The sequence below is a fragment of the Bacteroides sp. QWL-09 genome (genome assembly GCF_058683585.1).
On record NZ_CM178748.1, the window covers coordinates 3,218,483 to 3,239,290 of the forward strand.

The following is a 20,808-nucleotide window of genomic DNA, read 5'->3' on the forward strand; positions in this document are numbered from 1 at the left end:
GCTACGCCGGCTAATAAAAAAAAGGTTGGCAAACGTGTTGGGAAGTCGAAACTGGAAAAGGCTAACAACCAGTTGAATAGACGATTGAAATAGTATCTTTTGTATTCAATAGATTATAAAGTGATTTATAATCGCTATCTCGACAATTCTCAGATTTGTCGAGATAGCGATTTTTTTTATGCCTAGTCTTTATCTTTATACTTTACGAAGCATCTTTATGAATAGAGGAGGTCTCATCGTTTCTCTTTCAATGAGATTTGAACGAGCGTAATTGATTTTATGAACGTCGTATCTAAGAAGATGATCAAACTTTTAATTAAAATTTTTGTTCTTATAAATAAGTATAACTGATCAGAGAGTGCTCTGCTGGTGATTTAAATAATATACTATGAGGATAAAAATGACTTCTTTGGGGAATGGCCTTAACAACACTTCTCATACGGTTAGAATATTTGATGTTGCTGAATTTTCAAAACACGATGGACCCGGAGCGCGGGTCGTCATTTATTTTCAAGGTTGCAATTTGCATTGCGACTGGTGCCACTCGCCCCATTCTCAGCCGATAATCTCACCTTTGCTGTTTAATGAGAATGTCTGTGTTGGCTGCCAGCGTTGTGCGGAGGCTTGTACGCAAAATGTTCATATATTTGCTAACGGAAAGCATCTTATCGACCGATCGAAATGTATTCGGTGTGGACGCTGTATTGAGGTCTGTCCTAACAGTATAGAAGGAGTAAAGGGAAGTGCTCTGCATTTACCGACCACCGAACTTCCTGTACACAGTCTTTTTTCTCAAATAGAACCTTATATTCGCTTGACTGGTGCAAGTGGAGGGGTGACGTTGTCGGGAGGAGAACCGTTGACACAGTTGGAGGCCGCACGAGAATTGCTGACGCTATGTAAGGCTCATGGTTTTCATACGGCAGTTGAGACTTCTGGCTTATTGCGTCCAGAAGTTTATAAATCGGTTTTGCCTTTGGTTGATCTTTGGTTGTTTGGTGTTCGAATTACGACGGGTAAAAAGGATCGCTTACATATAGAACGACTGCGGCAGGTACTTGATATGCTAACGCTTTATCAAGCTGATATTTTACCTCGTATTCCCATGGTCCCAGGATTTTTTGATCGCGATGAGATTTTACAATTATTGACCGATCTGTTACGATCTTATCATTTGGATCAAGTTAGCTTAGGTCCTTGGAACAGAGACTTCGATCATCATTATATTCAGAGTGGCATGTCTAGAGTAATGGGCATACCATCTTTACAACAAATTGAAGCCTGTGAGAGAAAAATGACAACCTTTTTTAAATCTTCAAATTATAATCTGATATGAAAACAATTGAATTTAATCAAAGCATGAGTCCCAGAGTGAAGAAACTTTATGATGGATTGATTGATAGAGCATTGGGTGATCGTTCTGGGGAATGGTTTACGCGTGAGATGTTTCGTGATGTTGTTATGGATAGGGAATCTGATGAGAAATATCCGTTGTGGAATCCTTTGGAGAAATGTTCGGTGATTGTGAGGCGAGCTATTGCTATTGACCGGATGTTAATTGCTATGACCGATCAATCGTATAGTTCTTCTACGCATACTGCTGATATTGATGAAGGGGATTTATTATTAGGTCGTATGCCGATGGGATCAAATGGATTAGGAAAGATGTTTCCACGTTATCTGACAGATGATGAATTACGTGCGGGATCAATTACTAATAGAAATGCTGCCTCTTTATTTGGACATAATACGATGAATTATGAGGAGTTGTTACGTGATGGGCTATTGGTTAAGATTAATAGCTGCTGTGCTAAGCTTGATGAATTGGCTCCGATTATCACGTTACAGAAGAAAGAGTTGAAGAAGCTTGTCAGAAGATATGAAGCTTTGAAGCGACAAACGCAAACAACCGATGAAGAATTGGATGAGGCTTTGATGATTTTGAGAAGACAAGAAGGACAATTAATTAAAAATAAAAAGAAATTTGATTTTTACTGGTCGGTGAAGTTAGCTTGTAAGGCTGTGATCGACTATGCGAGGCGTTTTGAAAAATTAGCACTTGAAGAGGCTTTTAGGCATCCTAACCGGGCCAAGGAACTTAGGGAACTAGCTGCTATTGCTCATCGTGTTCCGGCTTATCCGGCTAAAACATTTCATGAAGCGATGCAAAGCATTTGTTTTTTTCATGTTGCTTTGCATGCGTCTATGAATTTTATTTCGTTAGGGCGTTTGGATCAAGTTCTTAATCCTTATTTGTTGCAGGAGACCGATAAAAACAAGGCTTTGGAGATTTTTGAATGTTTTATTTTGAAATGCGCCGGAAGATTAAATCTGAGTTCTAAATATTTGGTGGAACAAGATCATGTTGATTATGCAACAGTTTTAGGAACTCACCCATATTATATTGACCAGAAGGCTGGTGTGAACAATTTCCTTCAGAATATTATTGTTGGTGGAAAGAAGCCTGATGGGTCGGATGCAACGAATGAGTGTACATTTCTCATTTTGCAAGCTATAGAAAACGTGAATTTACCGGCACCAGGCATTTATGTTAGATTGCATAGAGAGAGCCCGAAAGAGTTGATTGATCAAGTTTCCAGATCATTAATGCGGACTAAAAATAATCCTTCTATACTCAATGATGAAGTCATGATTCCTGCAATGTATCAGGCTATGATGCAAGGAGAACCGAACACGCCTATTATAGAGAAAAAAATGATGATGTTGGCTAATGACTATTGTGTGGATGGATGTTGGGAGCCTATCTTAAATTGTAAATCGGATTGGACATTTGGAATGCTGGTCGGAATGCAAGCTGTGGAGTCGGCTATCAATCAAGGAGCTTCATTGCAAAAAAATGAAGAACTCTTACGTGGAGCCAAGGTCTCTCCTACTACTCCTGTGCCAAAGAGTTTTAATGAATTGATGAAGAACTTAGAAACGCATTTACAGTTTTTTGTTGATCAGACGGTCATGTCGTTATTCATGTATTACATGATTGATGAGAATGCAGCACCTTCGCCTTTATTTTCGGCTTATTTGGACGGTTGTATGGATAAGGGAGCCGACAAAGCATCCGGAGGAGCCTATCATAATATTGGTGGAGTCGTATTAGGTTCTGTGCCAGATATGGTAAATCTTCTAGCCGCTATTCATTTATGGGTTTATGCGAAAAAGAAATATACTTTGGATGAAGTTAAAGAGGCTATTCGGGAGAATTTTGGAGTAGGAAGTGTTGGGCTATCTGAGGAGAAACAATTGAGATTCCTTAATATTCGTGTGGATTTTGATACCAATTCACCTAAGTTTGGGAATCACGATTTACAGGCCGATCGACTTACTAGCGAGATCTTAGATTTGTTTCATCGCTGTGTGGAGCATTCTACTCAGTTTGGGAAAATGTTATTCCAAGATGTTGCTTCTGAGAAAGATTGGAGGCATATTGCCTCACTTCGTGCGTTAGCTGGCTATTATGGTTTGCCTTTGGGGATGACTTTCGATATTAAAATGAAAATCACAGCCGGATTGGGAACCTTCGAACAATATAATTGGCAAGGTCGGGGAATTGCAGCATCTGCCAATCGTTTAAATGGTACACCTATAGCACCTAACTTCTCTCCTGTGCCCGGTACGGTTTATGATGGCATTGTGGGAACTCTAGACTCATTGTCACAATTCAATTTGAGACGCTTTGCAGCTGGAGTTATTACGGATTTATGTTTGGATGAACAACAAGCTAATCTAGAGGTGGTACGTGAAGTGGTGCGTCGATTCATTTCTAAACAAGGTGGAATGATGACTTTGGCTATTGGTACGCAAGATTTATATCAAGAGATTTACGAAACCGCAGTTAAGGCGGCCGATCTACCAGAGGATAAGTCTTCCGCTCTCTTATCACGCTATGCTGGAGTCAACGTACGTATAGGGGGATGGCAGACGCCATTTATTACACTGCCTTTAGATCACATGCAAAATTATATCAAAAGGCCGGTAGAGATGGAGAATAAATAGAAATTTGTTTGGATTTTATGAGTTTTAATTCGATATTAGTTGTTTAAAATCAATTATTTAATGAATATAAAATATGAATAAACGTTTATTGAAAAGAATCGGGTATTTGTTTTTTTGTCTGATGGTGATCACCTCATGTGTAAAGAAAGATCCCCTTCCTTCATGGAATGATACTAGTGTAAAACAAAAGTTGTTGGATTATATAGAGACAGCTAAAACTGTGATCCCTCAGTCTGATCGAATAGCGGTGTTCGACATGGATGGAACCATTGCTTGCGAAACCCCGCTTTGGTTTGAGATGGCTGTGGCTGTCCAAGGAATGGTTGATCAGTTGGAACAAGATTCTTCTCTCATCGAGAAAATGGAGTACCAATATGCCAAGAGATTATCGGAGAATCCTTCAGATACGACTGTCCTCAATCATTGGGTCGTTAACGGAGTCAATTATTTAGATTCGATAATTTTAAAAGCTTTTGACGGAGTCGATCACGAGAAATACATTTCCTATGCCAGAGGATATCTAACTTCAACACCTGCACCCAATTACCATCGTTCGTACGGGGATTTATTTTATCAACCCATGTTGGAACTGCTTTATTGCTTAAAGGCTAATGGCTTTACGGTTTATATTGTTTCAGGTTCGATGGAAGGAGTGATTTGGAGTATTTGTCCGCAGACTATAGGTCTGGATCGGGAACATTTGATTGGTACGCGACAAATTTTGGTTGCTGATTATCAATCAAGTAAGTCTGAAACTTCATTTGTCATTGGCAAAGGCATCTATCAACCTAAAAACGATGGCAATGGGAAGAGTTTGAATATTTATTCCCATATTGGTAAAACTCCTGTCTTGGCCTTTGGTAATACAACGGGAGATTTTGGGATGTTTCATCTCGTTTCTACCAGTAAATATCCTCACATGGCCTTAATGTTAAATCATGATGATGCTGAGAGAGAGTATGTTTATGAACCTTATCATGGTACGGCAGTTCCGAATTGGCAAGACTCATTGTCGGTGAATCATTGGATCAGGGTGGATATGAAAAAGGAATTTAAGACGGTTTGGAAAGTCAATTAATCGACTTTCCAAACTGGATGTAACATATGTGACAAGTTTCTTTAAAATAGTCTTTGCATCTTTGCACTCACAATATTAATCGAGTTTAGTCATGAAGAGAAATATTATTAGTATCGACGAGTCGCTTTGCAATGGTTGTGGAGCTTGTGTTGAAGGTTGCCACGAAGGTGCACTTCAATTGATTGATGGGAAAGCTCGCATTGTGAGCGAACTGTATTGCGACGGCTTAGGTGCTTGTATTGGTGAGTGCCCGGTAGGAGCCATTACTGTTGAAGAACGTGAAGCCTTACCTTATGATGAGAGGGCGGTTATGGAACGAATTTTACCACAAGGAGAAGCAACGGTCGTAGCTCACCTAAGGCATCTGCACGATCACGGTCAGAGATTATATGTTGATCAAGCATTGGCTTATTTAAATGAAAAAGGAGTGGCTTTTGAATTCGATTTTCTGCACCCTAAACCGATCATTGATAATCCTGAGACAATAGTGTCGTCTGATCAACCTTTACCTTGCGGTTGTCCGGGAAGTATGGCACGTTCATTTAAAGCTCCTGCTGCAACAGGATTAAAATTTTCACCTTCGGTAGTATCCGATTGTCTTGAATCTGAGTTGGCCCAATGGCCGGTACAATTACACTTGCTAAATCCACAAGCCGGTTATTTCCATGAGGCGGATGTCGTTTTGGCTGCCGATTGTACAGCTTATGCCTATGCCGATTTTCATCGGCGGTTCATTAAAAATCGCACACTTGCCATTGCTTGTCCTAAGTTGGATCATGATAAAGAAGTTTATGTCTCAAAGTTGGTCGATATGATTGAACTGGCAGGGATTAATACGTTGACTGTTGTCATTATGGAGGTGCCTTGTTGTGGCGGATTACTTCATTTGGCGAAAGTTGCTGTTGAAAGAGCTCAGAGAAAGATTCCTTTAAAGAAAGTAGTGATCGGTGTTCAAGGGCAAATCGTCGAAGAAACCTGGGTTTAATGTGGTTTAGACCGTTAAATAGATGTTTTTAAAGTAATGAAGGCGTTTAAAACAGTTCTTACTGTAATAAACGCCTTTGTTATTAGATCTCAATTATGCCTTAAGGTCTGTTTCGAGATTACTCCTCACTCGATTTGGCCTTTAAATCGTGCTCTTTTTTCTTATAAATGAAATTAATTTTTAGATTGGCAGCCTCTTGTGCTTTCTTGATGTTCTGTATAGAGTAGAGGATTTCGGATAAATGATAAACTTCTACTAAAGCTTGACGATCACTTGCTGTCATTGAAGTAGTATATGTCTCATCACCATAAAAATCAATACGGATGTTTTTATTATGTTTCTCATATAGAAAATCAATCACTTTTCCGTCTTCACCTTTTTGGTAATCGGATTTTTCGATCTTCTCTCCTAGATCGCTCGTTTCATAGCTATCTTTTGAACTTGGTGTTTGAGCTGAAGTGCCATCTGATGCGGTAACCTTGACGGAGTTGTGATGAATATTCTTTTTTCCGCAATAGATAGAAGTAAAGCTCATAATGCCTTGTTCGTTGACCTGGAAGCGAAGGAACGAACGGTGTGTATTTTTTTCGATCACTTGTGAAGGCCAGATGTATTGCCCCATACTTTGATAAGCTGTATCTTTCTCAAAAAGATAGTTGTTTTTGATTTGATTATATTTTGCTATTTCGCTAGCCATCAGGTTATCAAGTTTATTTAAAGTGTCGGCTTGTAGTTTGAGTTCCACCTCCATAAGTAACTTTTGACTAGCTTCACGAGCATCAAAGGCTTTGGGATATAAAATTTTGATACTGTCTATTTGTTGCTTAGCTTCCTTATAATTTCCCTTTTCATAAGCTGCTTGTGCAATGGATAGTTTTTCACTGGCTTGTTTCTCGGCTTTGTTTTGACAAGAGGATAAGGCTACTAATACGATGCTTAATAGAGTTATAACTTTCTTCATGATATAGTCTTTTTAGATTGCATGGTTACAAAAATACAAATAATCTCTCTTTTTTGTACCTTTGTACTTTGAAATCTTATTTTGAATTGAAATGATAGAATTAACCCAAGAGGAACTGAAAGCTTGTTTTAGTGATCCTGTCTTTAGCTGGATAGGTGAAACTGCCGATGAACTCGGAGTGGAGTGTTATGTGGTCGGTGGGTATGTTCGTGACCTTTTCTTGCAACGCCCATCGAAGGATATCGATGTGGTAGTCGTTGGAAGTGGGATAGGCATGGCTCAAGCTTTAGGGAGACGGTTAGGTAAACAAGCCCATGTGTCGGTTTTTAAACATTTTGGAACGGCACAAGTTAAATATAAAGAGATAGAAGTTGAGTTTGTTGGTGCACGTAAGGAATCTTATCAGCGTGATTCACGAAAACCGATTGTAGAAGATGGTACTTTGGAGGATGATCAAAATCGCCGTGACTTTACGATTAATGCTTTGGCAGTGTGCCTGAATAAAGGCCGATTTGGAGAATTGGTCGATCCTTTTGATGGATTGGTCGATCTGAAAGAGAAGACGATTAAAACACCGCTTGATCCCGATATCACGTTCAGCGACGATCCATTGCGTATGATGCGATGCATTCGTTTTGCTACTCAGCTAAACTTTTATATTGATGATGAGACGTTTGAGTCCTTATGCCGCAATAAAGATCGAATTGAGATTATTTCTCGCGAGCGTATCGCCGATGAATTGAATAAGATCATGCTTTCGCGTACACCTTCGAGAGGTTTTATTGATTTGGATCGTAGTGGACTATTACCTTTGATCTTTCCGGAAATGATGGCTTTACAAGGCATTGAAACGCGTAATGGCAGAGCTCATAAAGATAATTTTTATCATACGCTGGAAGTGCTCGATAATATTTGTAAGACGACGGACAACTTATGGTTGCGCTGGTCGGCTTTGTTGCATGACATTGGCAAGCCAACCACTAAGCGTTGGGAACCACGTGCTGGATGGACATTTCATAATCATAATTATATCGGTGAAAAAATGATTCCTGATATTTTCCGGAGAATGAAATTACCGATGAACGAGAAGATGAAATACGTTCAAAAGATGGTGGGACTTCATATGCGTCCTATTGTTATTGCGGATGATATCGTGACTGATTCAGCTGTTCGACGTTTGCTTTTTGAAGCTGGAGATGATATTGATGATTTGATGACCCTTTGCGAGGCGGATATCACTTCTAAAAATTCGGAGCGTAAAAAGCGCTTTTTGGATAACTTCCTTTTGGTAAGACAGAAATTAAAAGATTTGGAAGAGAAAGATCGCATACGTAACTTCCAACCCCCAGTAAGTGGAGAGGAAATTATGGAGACTTTTGGTTTGCAACCTTGCCGTGAGATCGGGTCATTGAAAAGCGCGATTAAAGACGCTATTCTGGATGGGGTGATTCCTAATGAGCATGAAGCGGCTTATGCGTTTATGATGAGCAAGGCTGAAAAGATGGGACTTAAATCGGTGAAATAGAGATAGATTAATTCGCCTTTAATTTTATAGAAAGAGCCAGAATTCTTCTTAGAGGAATTTTGGCTCTTTTTATAAGATAATCTTTATAGAGATTTTTGCTGATTATTTTGAGCGTTTATAACGCTATGATTTCTTCATTGCAAAGAGTCAGCTTATCCACCCCTTCTGCTGTTACTACCCAAGAGTTCTCGACACCTACAGGACCAACTCCCGGAATCACAATTTTAGGTTCTAACGCAAAAACCATGCCTGATTCAAGTTCTTGTTTCATACGAGGAGCAAAGACCGGTGCTTCGTTTATTTCTAATCCGATGCCATGACCAATAAATTTGGCTTGTTGATCGATACCCATAAACTTGTCTGCAAACCCAGCTTTGGTAGCCATATCTAATCCGATTTGGTAGATCTCTTCGCATATTGTACCCGGCTTGGCTATTTCAGCAATTTGTTGTTGGATATCCAAGCAGACTTGATGTGCTGCATAAGCTTCATCTGGTAATTTCCCAATTGAAAAGACACGACTCATATCGCCCATGTAACCATTGAAATTACCACCAAGATCGACCATGAACGACTGGCCCTCTTTTAATAAGGTGTTGTTTACGCCTCCCGGTAGAGCAGAATCGAGTCCTTCACCTCCTAGTGCAAAGTCGTACGGTGATGGAGAGGCTGCATTGTCACCTCCTAAAACACTACCCATGAAAATTTCCATACTACGACCAAATACCCGGAAAAGACCTAAGCTACCTTCCAAACGCATGAGGCGTTCGATCTCAATGGATAGCTCCAAGTCAGTCATTCCTCGACGGTATACTGTTGGTATTTGTTCATACGCCCTAGCATGAGCACGTCCGGAGCGACGGAACATCTCTATTTCCATAGGGGTTTTAATACTTCTAGCTTGGCGAATGAGAGGAGTACCGTTGATAATCTCTGCATCAGGGAATAAAGCGGCTAAACGCGTGTATTCGGTGTATGGAAGTTCGTCGCCTTCGAGCATCATCTTGCTTGGCAAGGGTAATCCTTGTTCTTTGATGATGTCGATGATTTCGCTCGGTTTGCGAATGCTGAATACAAATTCTCCGGTAATATTATTGGGGCGTTTCACAAAAATAAGGGCGGGGGAGTTCAATGGTAAATAAACATAACCGCTGATAACGCGACCGTAAGTGTATATGAGGTTTACATTGCAGGTGATAAGCGCGGCATCGATATTTTGTTGTATCATTAGGCTACGGATCTTGTCGCGGCGAAGTTTTAATTCTGGTTGTAACATGAGTCTGTATATTTAGATTTTGTGGCAAAAATACAATCATTTTAGTTGAAAATGAAACTTTATCTATAAAAAGAGCGCTACCCATATTCTATCACAGGATATGAGTAGCGTAAAATCACAAATACAAATACAACTAAACAATTTTCTTTTTCAGTTGCTGGTATAAGTTTAACTGATTATCATTTTTGTGTTATCTTAAATCACGCCTTGAGCCATCATTGCATGAGCAACCTTCATGAAGCCTGCGATGTTAGCACCTTTAACGTAGTTGATATAGCCGTCTGCTTCAGTACCATATTTCACACATTGTGTATGGATGCCGTGCATGATGGTATGCAATTTTTGATCAACTTCTTGTTCTGTCCAGCTTAAATGCATTGCATTTTGTGACATTTCCAAACCTGAAGTTCCTACGCCACCTGCATTAACAGCTTTACCTGGAGCATACATCATCTTATGCTCAATAAACAAGTCGATAGCTTCTGGAGTACATCCCATATTTGAGATTTCACCAATACAAAGAGTCTTGTTATTGATTAAGTGCATGGCATCTTCTCCGTTAAGCTCGTTTTGTGTAGCACATGGCAAAGCGATGTCAGCTTTAACTTCCCAAGGACGTTTGTTGGCAACAAATTTAGAACCAGGGAATTGATCAGCATATGGTGCAACGATATCATTACCTGTAGCACGAAGTTCAAGCATATAGTCGATTTTTTCGCCACTGATGCCATTAGGATCGTAGATGTAACCGTCAGGTCCTGAGATTGTAACGACTTTTGCTCCAAGTTCAGTTGCCTTTAATGCAGCTCCCCAAGCGACGTTTCCGAAACCAGAGATTGCAACAGTCTTATCTTTGATGTCAATGCCTTTAGCTTTCAACATGTCATGTACAAAATAAAGTCCACCGAATCCTGTAGCTTCAGGACGAATTAATGAACCACCAAATTCGAGGCCTTTGCCTGTAAATGTTCCGGTAAATTCACGAGTTAATTTCTTGTACATCCCGAACATATAACCCACTTCACGACCACCGACGCCAATGTCACCTGCAGGAACATCCATATCAGGACCTAAATGACGCCATAATTCAAGCATGAATGCTTGGCAGAAACGCATGATTTCAGCATCGCTCTTACCACGTGGAGAGAAGTCTGATCCTCCTTTACCACCACCCATAGGAAGAGTAGTTAATGCATTTTTAAATGTTTGTTCGAAACCTAAGAACTTCAGAATTGAAAGATTTACTGAGGCGTGGAAACGGATGCCACCTTTGTACGGGCCAATTGCATTATTGAATTGTACACGGTAACCCAAGTTTGTTTGTACTTCGCCTTTGTCGTCAACCCAAGTCACACGGAAAGTAAAAATACGATCAGGCTCAACAAGTCTTTCAATGATTTTTGCCTTTTCGAATTCAGGGTGTTGATTGTATATATCTTCAATAGAAAGTAATACTTCTTTTACGGCTTGAAGATATTCTGATTCTCCGGGGTGCTTAGCTTCAAGTGAAGCCATAATTTTCTGAATGTCCATAATACTATGTTTTTAAAGGTTCTTCCTGTTTTTGATAAAATGTAAGTTTAATACGATGCAAATATAGAAAAACTTTTATTATGCCAACCTATTTAACTGTTTTTTTTGTTATAATAATGATAAAATGATATAAAAGCCCTCTGGACGTATCTGTGGAAGGGGATGAATTGAGAAAAAAAACAAAAAAGCAGATGATCTAATAGTTTTTTTTTGAAATAATGCTCGCTTGACAAATAAATTGTATTTTAGTCGTCGGAAAGAGAGAACTCCTTCTGTCTGTATAGACAGATTAGAAGATAGAATAAGGGAAATGACTGTTGATTAAAACTTTATATAACTATGCTGAGCAAATTTAAATTGGATCAACTTTATTTTAAGGATACGCAATTTGCCAACTTGATGACAAGGCGTGTATTTAATGTCTTGCTGATTGCCAATCCATATGATGCCTTTATGCTTGAGGATGATGGACGCATTGATGAGAAAATCTTTAATGAATACATGTCTTTGTCTTTACGTTATCCTCCTCGATTTTCTCAGGTTTCTACTGAAGAAGAAGCGTTGGCTCAATTAGAAAGCATGCCTTTCGACTTGGTCATTTGTATGCCTAGTACGAGCGATAATGATGCATTTGATATTGGTCGGCAGATAAAAGAAAAATATGAGCATATTCCAATTGTTGTACTGACTCCTTTTAGTTACGGTATTACCAAACGAATCAGCAATGAAGACCTTAGTGCGTTTGAGTATGTCTTTTGTTGGTTAGGTAACACCGATTTGTTGGTCTCTATTATAAAACTAGTAGAAGACAAAATGAATTTGGAGCATGATGTTAGTGAAGTTGGGGTACAAATGATTTTATTAGTGGAGGATGGTATCCGTTTCTATTCTTCTATTTTGCCTAACCTTTATAAATTTGTATTGCAACAGAGTCAGGCCTTTGCCACAGAGGCTTTAAATGCTCATCAACGGATGTTGCGTATGCGCGGCAGACCTAAAATTGTACTCGCGCGTACCTATAATGAAGCTTTTGAAATTTATAATACTTACAAGAATAATATTCTCGGAGTAATTACTGACGTCAGATTTCCTCGAGAAGAACGAGGTGAAAAGGATAAATTGGCCGGCATTAAGCTTTGTGCGGAAATTCGTAAATACGATCCTTTTGTGCCTTTAATCATCCAATCGTCTGAGAGTGAGAATGTAAAATACGCCGCGAAGTATGGAGCGAGCTTTATTGATAAAAACTCTAAAAAGATGGATGTGGATTTACGAGTGGCCGTTTCCGATAATTTTGGATTTGGCGATTTTGTTTTTCGTAATCCAAACACCGGTGAAGAGATAGCGCGAGTACGCAATCTAAAGGAACTTCAAAACATTATTTTTGCGATTCCGGCAGAATCTTTTCTTTATCATATTAGTCGTAACCATGTGTCGCGTTGGTTTTATTCCCGAGCCATGTTCCCTGTGGCCGAGTTTTTAAAACCCATTACTTGGAATAGTTTGCAGGACTTGGATGCTCACCGTCGTATTATTTTTGAGGCGATAGTGAAGTATCGGAAAATGAAGAATCAAGGGGTGGTTGCGATTTTTGAGCGCGATCGTTTCGACCGCTACTCCAACTTTGCTCGTATTGGTGAGGGATCGTTGGGAGGAAAAGGTCGAGGATTGGCATTTATCGATAACATGGTAAAGCGACATTCTGAATTTAACGCTTTCGACAATGCAACTGTGGCCATTCCTAAAACGGTAGTTCTGTGTACTGACGTGTTCGATGAGTTTATGGATGCGAATAATCTCTATCAAGTTGCTTTGTCAGAAGCCGATGATGATACGATCTTGAAGTATTTTTTAAAGGCCAAATTGCCGGATTATCTCGTAGAGGATTTCTTTACTTTTTTTGATGTGGTTAAGTCTCCGATTGCCATTCGTTCGTCCTCGTTATTGGAAGATTCTCATTACCAGCCATTTGCAGGTATCTATAATACCTATATGATTCCTTATTTAGATGATAAATATGAAATGCTGAGGATGCTTTCCGACGCCATAAAGGGTGTTTATGCCTCAGTTTATTTTCATGATAGTAAGGCGTATATGCAAGCGACCTCTAATGTTATCGATCAAGAAAAGATGGCCGTCATCCTTCAAGAAGTGGTTGGAGCGGCTTACGGTGATCATTTCTACCCATCCATGTCCGGTGTGGCTCGATCATTAAATTATTATCCGATTGGTGATGAACGTCCAGAGGAGGGTATTGTCAACTTAGCTCTCGGATTAGGAAAACATATTGTAGATGGAGGAATGAGTTTGCGATTTTCTCCTTATCATCCCAATAAAGTGTTACAAACAAGCGAGGTGCGTTTGGCTTTGAAAGAAACGCAAACGTCATTTTGTGCCCTTGATTTGAAAAATATAGGTGAGAACTTTTCGATTGACGATGGATTTAACTTGTTGCGATTGCCGGTAAAAGAGGCTGAGAAAGAAGGCTCTTTACGTTACATCGCCTCGACCTATGATATTCACGATCAAGTTATTCGTGATGGATTATATCCGGGTGGGCGTAAACTCATCACTTTTGCTAATATCTTGCAGCATGATGTCTTTCCGTTAGCGCGTATTCTACAACTCGTTTTAAGTTACAGTGACCAAGAGATGAGGCGTCCGGTGGAAATTGAGTTTGCGGCGACGCTGAGTCGTGAACAAGATAAGTCCGGTACCTTCTATTTGTTGCAGGTCCGTCCGATTGTAGATAGTACTCAGGTTTTAGAGGAAGACTTGATGCGAATACCTGATAGCGAACTACTATTACGTTCGACTAATTCTTTGGGGCATGGAGTCATGGATGAAATCTACGATGTGGTCTATGTTAAGACGGAGGGTTATCAAGCATCGAATAACAAGCAGATTGCTCTTGAAATTGAGAAGGTGAATCAGCGGTTCCTCGATGAAGGGAAAAACTACGTGTTGATAGGACCCGGACGTTGGGGAAGCAGTGACTCTTGGTTGGGTATTCCGGTGAAATGGCCTCATATTTCCGCAGCACGGGTCATCGTTGAAGCCGGGTTGACCAATTATCGTGTCGATCCGAGTCAAGGCACCCATTTCTTCCAGAACTTAACTTCTTTTGGAGTGGGATACTTTACGGTGAACTCCTACATAAAAGATGGATGGTATAACCAAGAAGTGCTGAATGACCGACCGGCTGTTGAAGAAACGGAGTTCCTCAAATGTGTCCATTTCGAAAAGCCATTAATGGTCAAGATGGATGGTAAGAAGAAGGTTGGAGTTGTCATGCTTCCTCAAGAATAACTGAATATAAAAAAACTTGTTGCTCTTCATAGTCATCGCAGTTGACTGTGAAGAGCAACAAGTTGGCTTTAAATAGGAGGGAAGGAAAGCTTTTTATAATCTAATCTTTTTCCATTCTTCCTTCATCAAGTTAAGATCTTTTATAAAATCTTCAATATCATGTTCATGCTCCAGTTCTTCGTTTAAGATGGTGATAGCCATTTGATAAGTCGCATAGTCTTTTCCGTGGGTGAAATCAGCCATTTTCTGATAACGTTCGATGGCACAGCGTTCGCCCTCTAAGTTTTGTTGAAGTATGGTTTCAATATAAGGATCGGTTGGTTCGGCATAGCCACATTCAGCGTGCTTCATCCAATTTGCCGGATTGATCACCGGTTGCCCGCCTAATTGAATAATGCGATTGACGATCATCACAGCGTGATTGAGTTCTTGGTCGGCATGCACCAAAAGTTCTTGTTCTACTTCTGTTCGCATCGGCCCTTCCATCAAACGTGCACCAATCCAATATTGGTAATAGGCCAACCACTCTTCGGAGAGTGCGGCGTTGAGCATTTCAATGAGTTTCTTTGAATCTACAGACGAGATCTTTACCGCTTCTTTTCCCATAATATAATGTTTTAGTGTTTAAGCATTAGAGGTCTTCCTCTTACAACAATAAAACAGTATGTTTTGTTTTATGGGTTAAGGTCGTCTTGTATCAATATTTTGAATCGTAATTAGATTCTATGTGTTTTAAAAGATAAGGTGATCAAAAGCCTGCTTTTACCTGATCCATTCCGGCATTCTTTCCTTGGCATAAAAATAGTATAACGCCAATCCGATCCAATTGGTCAAGATGATTAATACAATGGCAATGAGCTTTTTCTCAACAGCGCCATTCAACGCCCAAATTTCTGTGGCAGCCTTAATGGTTAAGGCAATACCGATGATCCAAATTATAAATCCAACCATAATGATATTGATTAAAAGACAATGGAGATAACCCCTAAAGGTCATCTCCATCAGTCATTTGTTTATTTATTCAGCATCACTGCCCCAATTTTCTCTAGCGAGACGTTTGTAGCTATTGTAACGCCATTTAGCATTTTCTTCTGCAGCACTGAACAATTCAGCAGCTTCAGCAGGATATTGCTTCATAACAGAAGCGTAACGTACTTCACCTTTCAAGAAACCTTGGAAGTCCGCCCAATTTGGTTCTTTGCTATCCAATTGGAATGGATTCTTACCTTCTGCTTCCATGGCAGGATTGTAACGCCACAAGTGCCAGTAGCCACAAGCCACAGCTTTAGCTTCTTCTTCTTGACTCTTACCCATACCTGCTTTCAAACCGTGGTTGATACATGGAGCATAAGCAATGATCAATGATGGTCCAGGATAAGCTTCTGCTTCGCGGATCGCTTTCAATGTTTGTGCTTGATCGGCACCCATTGCGATTTGAGCCACATAAACATAACCGTAAGTTGTTGCCATCAAACCAAGATCTTTCTTGCGAACACGTTTTCCTGAAGCAGCAAACTTAGCGATAGCACCAACCGGAGTTGCTTTAGACGACTGACCGCCTGTGTTTGAGTAAACCTCAGTATCCAATACCATGATGTTGACATCTTTACCAGAAGCGATCACGTGATCTAAACCACCGTAACCGATATCGTATGATGCACCGTCACCACCAATGATCCATTGGCTACGTTTTACAAGATATTGTTTCAAGTCGAAGATTTGCTTGCAGTATGTACAGCTATCTTTAGCTGCTTCAACCATTGGAATGATCTGTTCAGCCAATGCCTTAGTTTGGTCTGCATCGAACATGTTTTCCATCCAAGCCTTGAATGCTTCTTTAGCTTCTGCTGAGCAACAATCTGCAGCGATCGCTTCAGTCATGATCTTCACTAAACGATCACGCATCTTCTCGTTAGCCAATTCCATACCTAAACCGAACTCACAGAAGTCCTCGAACAATGAGTTAGCCCAAGCCGGACCATGACCATTTTCGTTCTTAGTGTAAGGAGTAGAAGGAACCGAACCAGAGTAGATCGATGAACATCCTGTTGCGTTAGCTACCATCTCACGGTCACCGAACAACTGAGTGATCAATTTAACGTAAGGTGTTTCACCACAACCTGAACATGCGCCCGAGAACTCGAACAATGGAGTAGCAAACTGAGAGTTCTTCACATTAGCCTTGATGTCTACCAAGTGTTGTTTGCTCTTTACGTTGTTAGAACAATATTCCCAGTTAGCTGCTTGACTCAATTGAGTTTCCAAAGGTTTCATGGTCAATGCTTTGCCACCCTTCTTCGGATTACCCGGACAAACGTCGGCACAGTTGCCACAACCTAAACAGTCAAGAACGTTAACCTGAATGCGGAAGGTTGTTCCGTCGAATGCTTTTCCTACTGTTTTTAACATTGGGAAGTTAGCGCCTTTTTGTTCTTCAGCATCAAGCACGAATGGACGTACTGAAGCGTGAGGACAAACGTAAGCACACTTGTTACATTGGATACAGTTTTCTTCATTCCATTCCGGAACGAATGCCGCTACACCACGTTTTTCGTATTGAGAAGTACCTTGTTCCCAAGTACCATCTTCAATACCCTTAAATGCTGATACCGGAAGTAAGTCACCATCTTGAGCATTGATTGGACGAACCACTTCGTTGATGAATGCAGGATCGTTGTTTTCAACTTTAGCATCATCGGCCAAGTTAGCCCATGATGGGTCAACAGTCAACTGTTGGTATTCACCCCCACGGTCTACTGCAGAGTAGTTCTTGTTTACGATATCTTCACCCTTCTTGCCGTATGATTTCATGATGAATTTCTTCATTTGTTCAACAGCCAAGTCTACAGGGATCACGCCGGTAATACGGAAGAATGCAGACTGAAGGATCGTATTTGTACGGTTACCCAAACCAATTTCTTGAGCAATCTTAGTGGCATTGATGTAGTATACCGAAATATTCTTTTTCGCAAAATAGCGTTTTACCTTATTAGGTAAGTTTTTCGCCAACTCTTCACCTTCCCAGATCGTATTCAAAAGGAAAGTACCGTTGCTACGCAAACCACGAGTCACATCGTACATGTTAAGGTAAGCCTGAACGTGACAAGCCACGAAGTTAGGGGTATTTACCAAATAAGTCGAACGGATAGGCTCGTTACCGAAACGAAGGTGAGAACAAGTGAAACCACCCGATTTCTTAGAGTCGTATGAGAAGTAAGCTTGGCAGTGTTTATCTGTGTTGTCACCGATAATTTTTACCGAGTTCTTGTTAGCACCTACTGTACCATCGGCACCTAAACCATAGAATTTAGCTTCAAATACGCTTTCGCCGCCTAAGGCGATTTCTTCTTCTTGTGGAAGAGAAGTAAAGGTTACGTCGTCTACGATACCAATTGTAAACTGATTCTTTGGCATTGGTAAGCCCAAGTTTTCGTAAACAGCAAGGATCTGAGCAGGAGTCGTGTCTTTAGAACCCAAGCCATAACGTCCGCCAACGATAACCGGCGCATTTTCTTGACCATAGAAACAGTCTTTAACGTCAAGATACAATGGTTCGCCAGTTGCACCCGGTTCTTTAGTACGATCAAGAACAGCAATGGTTTTTGCAGTCTTAGGTACAGCAGCCAAGAAGTGTTTAGCAGAGAATGGACGGTACAAGTGTACAGCAACCAAACCAACTTTTTCACCTTTAGCCGTTAAGTGGTCGATTGTTTCGCGGATTGCTTCTGTAACCGAACCCATAGCGATGATGACGCGGTCAGCGTCAGGAGCACCGTAATAGTCAAACAAACCATATTTACGACCAGTGATCTTAGCGACTTCGTTCATGTATTCTTCTACAATAGCCGGAACTGTTTCATAGAAGTTATTGCATGATTCACGGTGTTGGAAGAAGTGATCAGGGTTTTCAGCCATACCACGAGCAACCGGGTTCATTGGGTTCAATGCGCGTTCGCGGAACTCAGCCAATGCTTCTTGGTCAACAAGCGGTGCAAGATCGTCGTTTTCCAACGTTTCGATCTTTTGGATTTCATGAGAAGTACGGAAACCATCGAAGAAGTTAACGAATGGTACGCGTGATTTGATGGTAGCCAAGTGAGCTACACCCGACAAGTCCATCACTTCTTGTACAGAACCTTCTGCTAACATCGCAAAACCGGTTTGGCGAGTTGCCATTACGTCTTGGTGGTCACCGAAGATACATAAAGCATGACTGGCTAATGTACGAGCCGATACGTGGAATACACAAGGTAAAAACTCACCGGCAATTTTGTACATGTTAGGAATCATCAAAAGCAAACCTTGAGACGCTGTATAAGTTGTCGTTAATGCACCGGCTTGTAATGAACCGTGAAGAGCTCCGGCTGCACCGGCTTCTGATTGCATTTCTTGTACCAATACAGTCTCGCCGAAGATGTTTTTACGTCCTGCGGCTGCCCATTCGTCTACGTACTCTGCCATAGTCGAAGAAGGGGTGATTGGGTAAATCGCAGCAACTTCAGAGAACATATACGAGATATGTGCAGCTGCTTGATTACCATCACAAGTGATGAATTTCTTCTGTTTAGTCATAATTCTTTTTAAAATATTTAGTAAATAAATTTTTTATCTTTCATTTATCGGAGTCTCTTTCAATAGAGAAAACCGAACATCCAGAGTGGGATTTGATTACCACTGCCGATATCCATTTTATTTAAGGCATACGTGATGCCCGGGTTATTTTTAATCTTTGCTGTTGCATTTCCAATCTTAAACGGCATGATGTCGTCGACTAAGAATGAGAAATTCTTTTCTCCTTTATTCACTTTATGGTCTTTCCACATGGTGTTGACAAAGAAGGTTTCCAAGACATTTTGCTCTTCCACATTGACCGGATAAATGCAATACATCAAGTTCGAATTGTGCAGCATGATCTTCGACGGCTTTTTGGGGAAGTCTTCTCCTTTCGGATAGACCAAGTTGATCAGACGAGCATCGGCCAGATATTTAATGTAATTCATAACGGTGGCTCGTGAGGTCTGAATGTCATTGGCGAGTTGACTCACATTAGGGGCTTTTTGCCCATTGATTGCAAGTAGATAGAGTAGTTTCTTTATTTTCGATAAATACTTGAGCTCGATCTGCTTTAATAACAAGATGTCGACCTCAATCATCATATTCATAGTCTTCAACAGATTCTCCGAGAAATTTCTTTTTTCAAGGAAGAACGGATAAAAACCGTGATGGAGATAATCCTGAAAATAGTCCGATGGACGTACTTTAGAAACAATCCCTTTGGCTATTTGTTCGTGATTGGATAAGAGTTCCTCCAGGCTATAGCTGCGAAACTTCATTCCTGTCTGGCGATTGAGGAATTCACGGAAAGAGAATCCGCGAAGATTGTAGCTTTTCACAATGTCGCGCAACTCCAAGTTCTCCTCTTTCAATCGCATCACTGATGACCCTGTAAAGATAATCTTTAGATTAGGATATTTATCGTAGCAAGTACGTAGCTCTTCACTCCAATCGGGTTTCTTGAAAACTTGGTCGATCAAGAGCACTTTACCTCCCCGCTTAATAAATTCACCGGCAAACTCTACAATCGTATGGTTGGCAAAGTAGAAATTGTTCATATTGATGAAGAGGCAGGAGCGATCTGTTCCAAATTTTTCTTTGGCATATTGAAGTAGAAAAGTCGTTTTCCCTACACCACGGGTGCCTTTAATACCGATTAATCGGTGACTCCAATCGATTTCGTCCATGAGGTCGCGACGGACGGTGGAGTTTGTGTGTTCTACGAGGTAAGCGTGTGTACGATAGAATGATTCCATTTTGGGTTCAGTTTAGTGGGGCAAATATATACTTTTTTTTAGTAATTGCAAAGTGGAGATAGCAAAATTGTCTATTTTATTGGTGCATATTCTCTTATTTTAAGAGGATGAAAGGAGTTGATATCTAGCTGCTTGTTGGGTGGCTGGGGACTTAATTCTTCGAAACAAGGGTTTGGCCCGATTTAAACCTAGGGTTGGCATCGAGTAGAGGACCTTTTCAGCCCTTCGTTTATTGGAGATTATTGGGGCACAGTTTAAGTTGATTTTCTCATCAAGTCATTAACGATCTCTTTAACGGCATTTAGTTTTTCTGAAAGTTC

Annotated in this window: 13 protein-coding genes; 6 read left to right on the forward strand and 7 right to left on the reverse strand. The window is 40.5% G+C overall.

Features of this window, described 5'->3' with window-relative positions:
- Positions 1–388 precede the first annotated feature (388 nt).
- From AC4PG5_RS12990 to AC4PG5_RS13005, 4 genes are all read left to right on the forward strand, one after another.
- On the forward strand, positions 389–1,336 hold the full coding sequence (locus AC4PG5_RS12990) for a glycyl-radical enzyme activating protein (protein ID WP_492029281.1): 948 nt from the start codon (positions 389–391) through the stop codon (positions 1,334–1,336).
- Entirely contained in the window at positions 1,333–4,011 is a 2,679-nt protein-coding gene (locus tag AC4PG5_RS12995; RefSeq protein WP_492029282.1) for a pyruvate formate lyase family protein, read from the forward strand. The genes AC4PG5_RS12990 and AC4PG5_RS12995 overlap by 4 nt, the downstream gene beginning before the upstream one ends.
- A 73-nt stretch (positions 4,012–4,084) precedes the next feature.
- Positions 4,085–5,089, forward strand: a complete 1,005-nt coding sequence (locus tag AC4PG5_RS13000; RefSeq protein WP_492029283.1) for a haloacid dehalogenase-like hydrolase — start codon at positions 4,085–4,087, stop codon at positions 5,087–5,089.
- A gap of 91 nt (positions 5,090–5,180) precedes the next feature.
- A complete protein-coding gene (locus tag AC4PG5_RS13005; protein WP_492029284.1) occupies positions 5,181–6,074 on the forward strand; it encodes an ATP-binding protein in 894 nt (297 codons plus the stop codon).
- A 118-nt stretch (positions 6,075–6,192) separates the two neighbouring features.
- Here the strand turns inward: AC4PG5_RS13005 and AC4PG5_RS13010 are convergent, their stop codons facing one another.
- Positions 6,193–7,035, reverse strand: a complete 843-nt coding sequence (locus AC4PG5_RS13010; protein ID WP_492029285.1) for a hypothetical protein — start codon at positions 7,033–7,035, stop codon at positions 6,193–6,195.
- Between the two features lie 91 nt (positions 7,036–7,126).
- Here AC4PG5_RS13010 and AC4PG5_RS13015 point away from each other — a divergent pair, with 91 nt between their 5' ends.
- On the forward strand, positions 7,127–8,560 hold the full coding sequence (locus AC4PG5_RS13015) for a CCA tRNA nucleotidyltransferase (RefSeq protein ID WP_492029286.1): 1,434 nt from the start codon (positions 7,127–7,129) through the stop codon (positions 8,558–8,560).
- Between the two features lie 115 nt (positions 8,561–8,675).
- Here AC4PG5_RS13015 and AC4PG5_RS13020 read toward each other — a convergent pair whose 3' ends face one another.
- Positions 8,676–9,836: a M24 family metallopeptidase gene (locus AC4PG5_RS13020; RefSeq protein WP_492029287.1), complete on the reverse strand. Its 1,161-nt coding sequence runs from the start codon at positions 9,834–9,836 to the stop codon at positions 8,676–8,678.
- Positions 9,837–10,031: 195 nt separating this feature from the next.
- A complete protein-coding gene (gene gdhA, locus AC4PG5_RS13025) occupies positions 10,032–11,369 on the reverse strand; it encodes an NADP-specific glutamate dehydrogenase (RefSeq protein ID WP_492029288.1) in 1,338 nt (445 codons plus the stop codon).
- A 339-nt stretch (positions 11,370–11,708) separates the two neighbouring features.
- Between gdhA and AC4PG5_RS13030 the strand changes: the two genes are divergently transcribed.
- Positions 11,709–14,678 (forward strand): PEP/pyruvate-binding domain-containing protein, encoded by a 2,970-nt coding sequence (locus AC4PG5_RS13030; RefSeq protein WP_492029289.1) that lies wholly within the window; start codon positions 11,709–11,711, stop codon positions 14,676–14,678.
- A gap of 93 nt (positions 14,679–14,771) precedes the next feature.
- On the opposite strand, the gene AC4PG5_RS13035 is transcribed toward AC4PG5_RS13030, so the two are convergent.
- The 4 genes from AC4PG5_RS13035 to AC4PG5_RS13050 form a co-directional block, all read right to left on the reverse strand.
- Positions 14,772–15,284: a ferritin-like domain-containing protein gene (locus tag AC4PG5_RS13035; RefSeq protein WP_492029290.1), complete on the reverse strand. Its 513-nt coding sequence runs from the start codon at positions 15,282–15,284 to the stop codon at positions 14,772–14,774.
- Between the two features lie 156 nt (positions 15,285–15,440).
- Complete coding sequence (locus AC4PG5_RS13040) at positions 15,441–15,629, reverse strand: hypothetical protein (protein ID WP_492029291.1); 189 nt, start codon at positions 15,627–15,629, stop codon at positions 15,441–15,443.
- A gap of 66 nt (positions 15,630–15,695) precedes the next feature.
- Positions 15,696–19,250: a pyruvate:ferredoxin (flavodoxin) oxidoreductase gene (gene nifJ, locus AC4PG5_RS13045; RefSeq protein ID WP_492029292.1), complete on the reverse strand. Its 3,555-nt coding sequence runs from the start codon at positions 19,248–19,250 to the stop codon at positions 15,696–15,698.
- A gap of 59 nt (positions 19,251–19,309) precedes the next feature.
- On the reverse strand, positions 19,310–20,488 hold the full coding sequence (locus AC4PG5_RS13050; RefSeq protein WP_492029293.1) for an ATP-binding protein: 1,179 nt from the start codon (positions 20,486–20,488) through the stop codon (positions 19,310–19,312).
- Positions 20,489–20,808: the final 320 nt, after the last annotated feature.

Bases quoted from the DNA above. Each gene is read 5' to 3' on its own strand.
- AC4PG5_RS12990 (WP_492029281.1), top strand. From the start codon at position 389: ATGAGGATAAAAATGACTTCTTTGGGGAATGGCCTTAACAACACTTCT.
- AC4PG5_RS12995 (WP_492029282.1), top strand. From the start codon at position 1,333: ATGAAAACAATTGAATTTAATCAAAGCATGAGTCCCAGAGTGAAGAAA.
- AC4PG5_RS13000 (WP_492029283.1), top strand. From the start codon at position 4,085: ATGAATAAACGTTTATTGAAAAGAATCGGGTATTTGTTTTTTTGTCTG.
- AC4PG5_RS13005 (WP_492029284.1), top strand. From the start codon at position 5,181: ATGAAGAGAAATATTATTAGTATCGACGAGTCGCTTTGCAATGGTTGT.
- AC4PG5_RS13010 (WP_492029285.1), bottom strand. From the start codon at position 7,035: ATGAAGAAAGTTATAACTCTATTAAGCATCGTATTAGTAGCCTTATCC.
- AC4PG5_RS13015 (WP_492029286.1), top strand. From the start codon at position 7,127: ATGATAGAATTAACCCAAGAGGAACTGAAAGCTTGTTTTAGTGATCCT.
- AC4PG5_RS13020 (WP_492029287.1), bottom strand. From the start codon at position 9,836: ATGTTACAACCAGAATTAAAACTTCGCCGCGACAAGATCCGTAGCCTA.
- gdhA (WP_492029288.1), bottom strand. From the start codon at position 11,369: ATGGACATTCAGAAAATTATGGCTTCACTTGAAGCTAAGCACCCCGGA.
- AC4PG5_RS13030 (WP_492029289.1), top strand. From the start codon at position 11,709: ATGCTGAGCAAATTTAAATTGGATCAACTTTATTTTAAGGATACGCAA.
- AC4PG5_RS13035 (WP_492029290.1), bottom strand. From the start codon at position 15,284: ATGGGAAAAGAAGCGGTAAAGATCTCGTCTGTAGATTCAAAGAAACTC.
- AC4PG5_RS13040 (WP_492029291.1), bottom strand. From the start codon at position 15,629: ATGGTTGGATTTATAATTTGGATCATCGGTATTGCCTTAACCATTAAG.
- nifJ (WP_492029292.1), bottom strand. From the start codon at position 19,250: ATGACTAAACAGAAGAAATTCATCACTTGTGATGGTAATCAAGCAGCT.
- AC4PG5_RS13050 (WP_492029293.1), bottom strand. From the start codon at position 20,488: ATGGAATCATTCTATCGTACACACGCTTACCTCGTAGAACACACAAAC.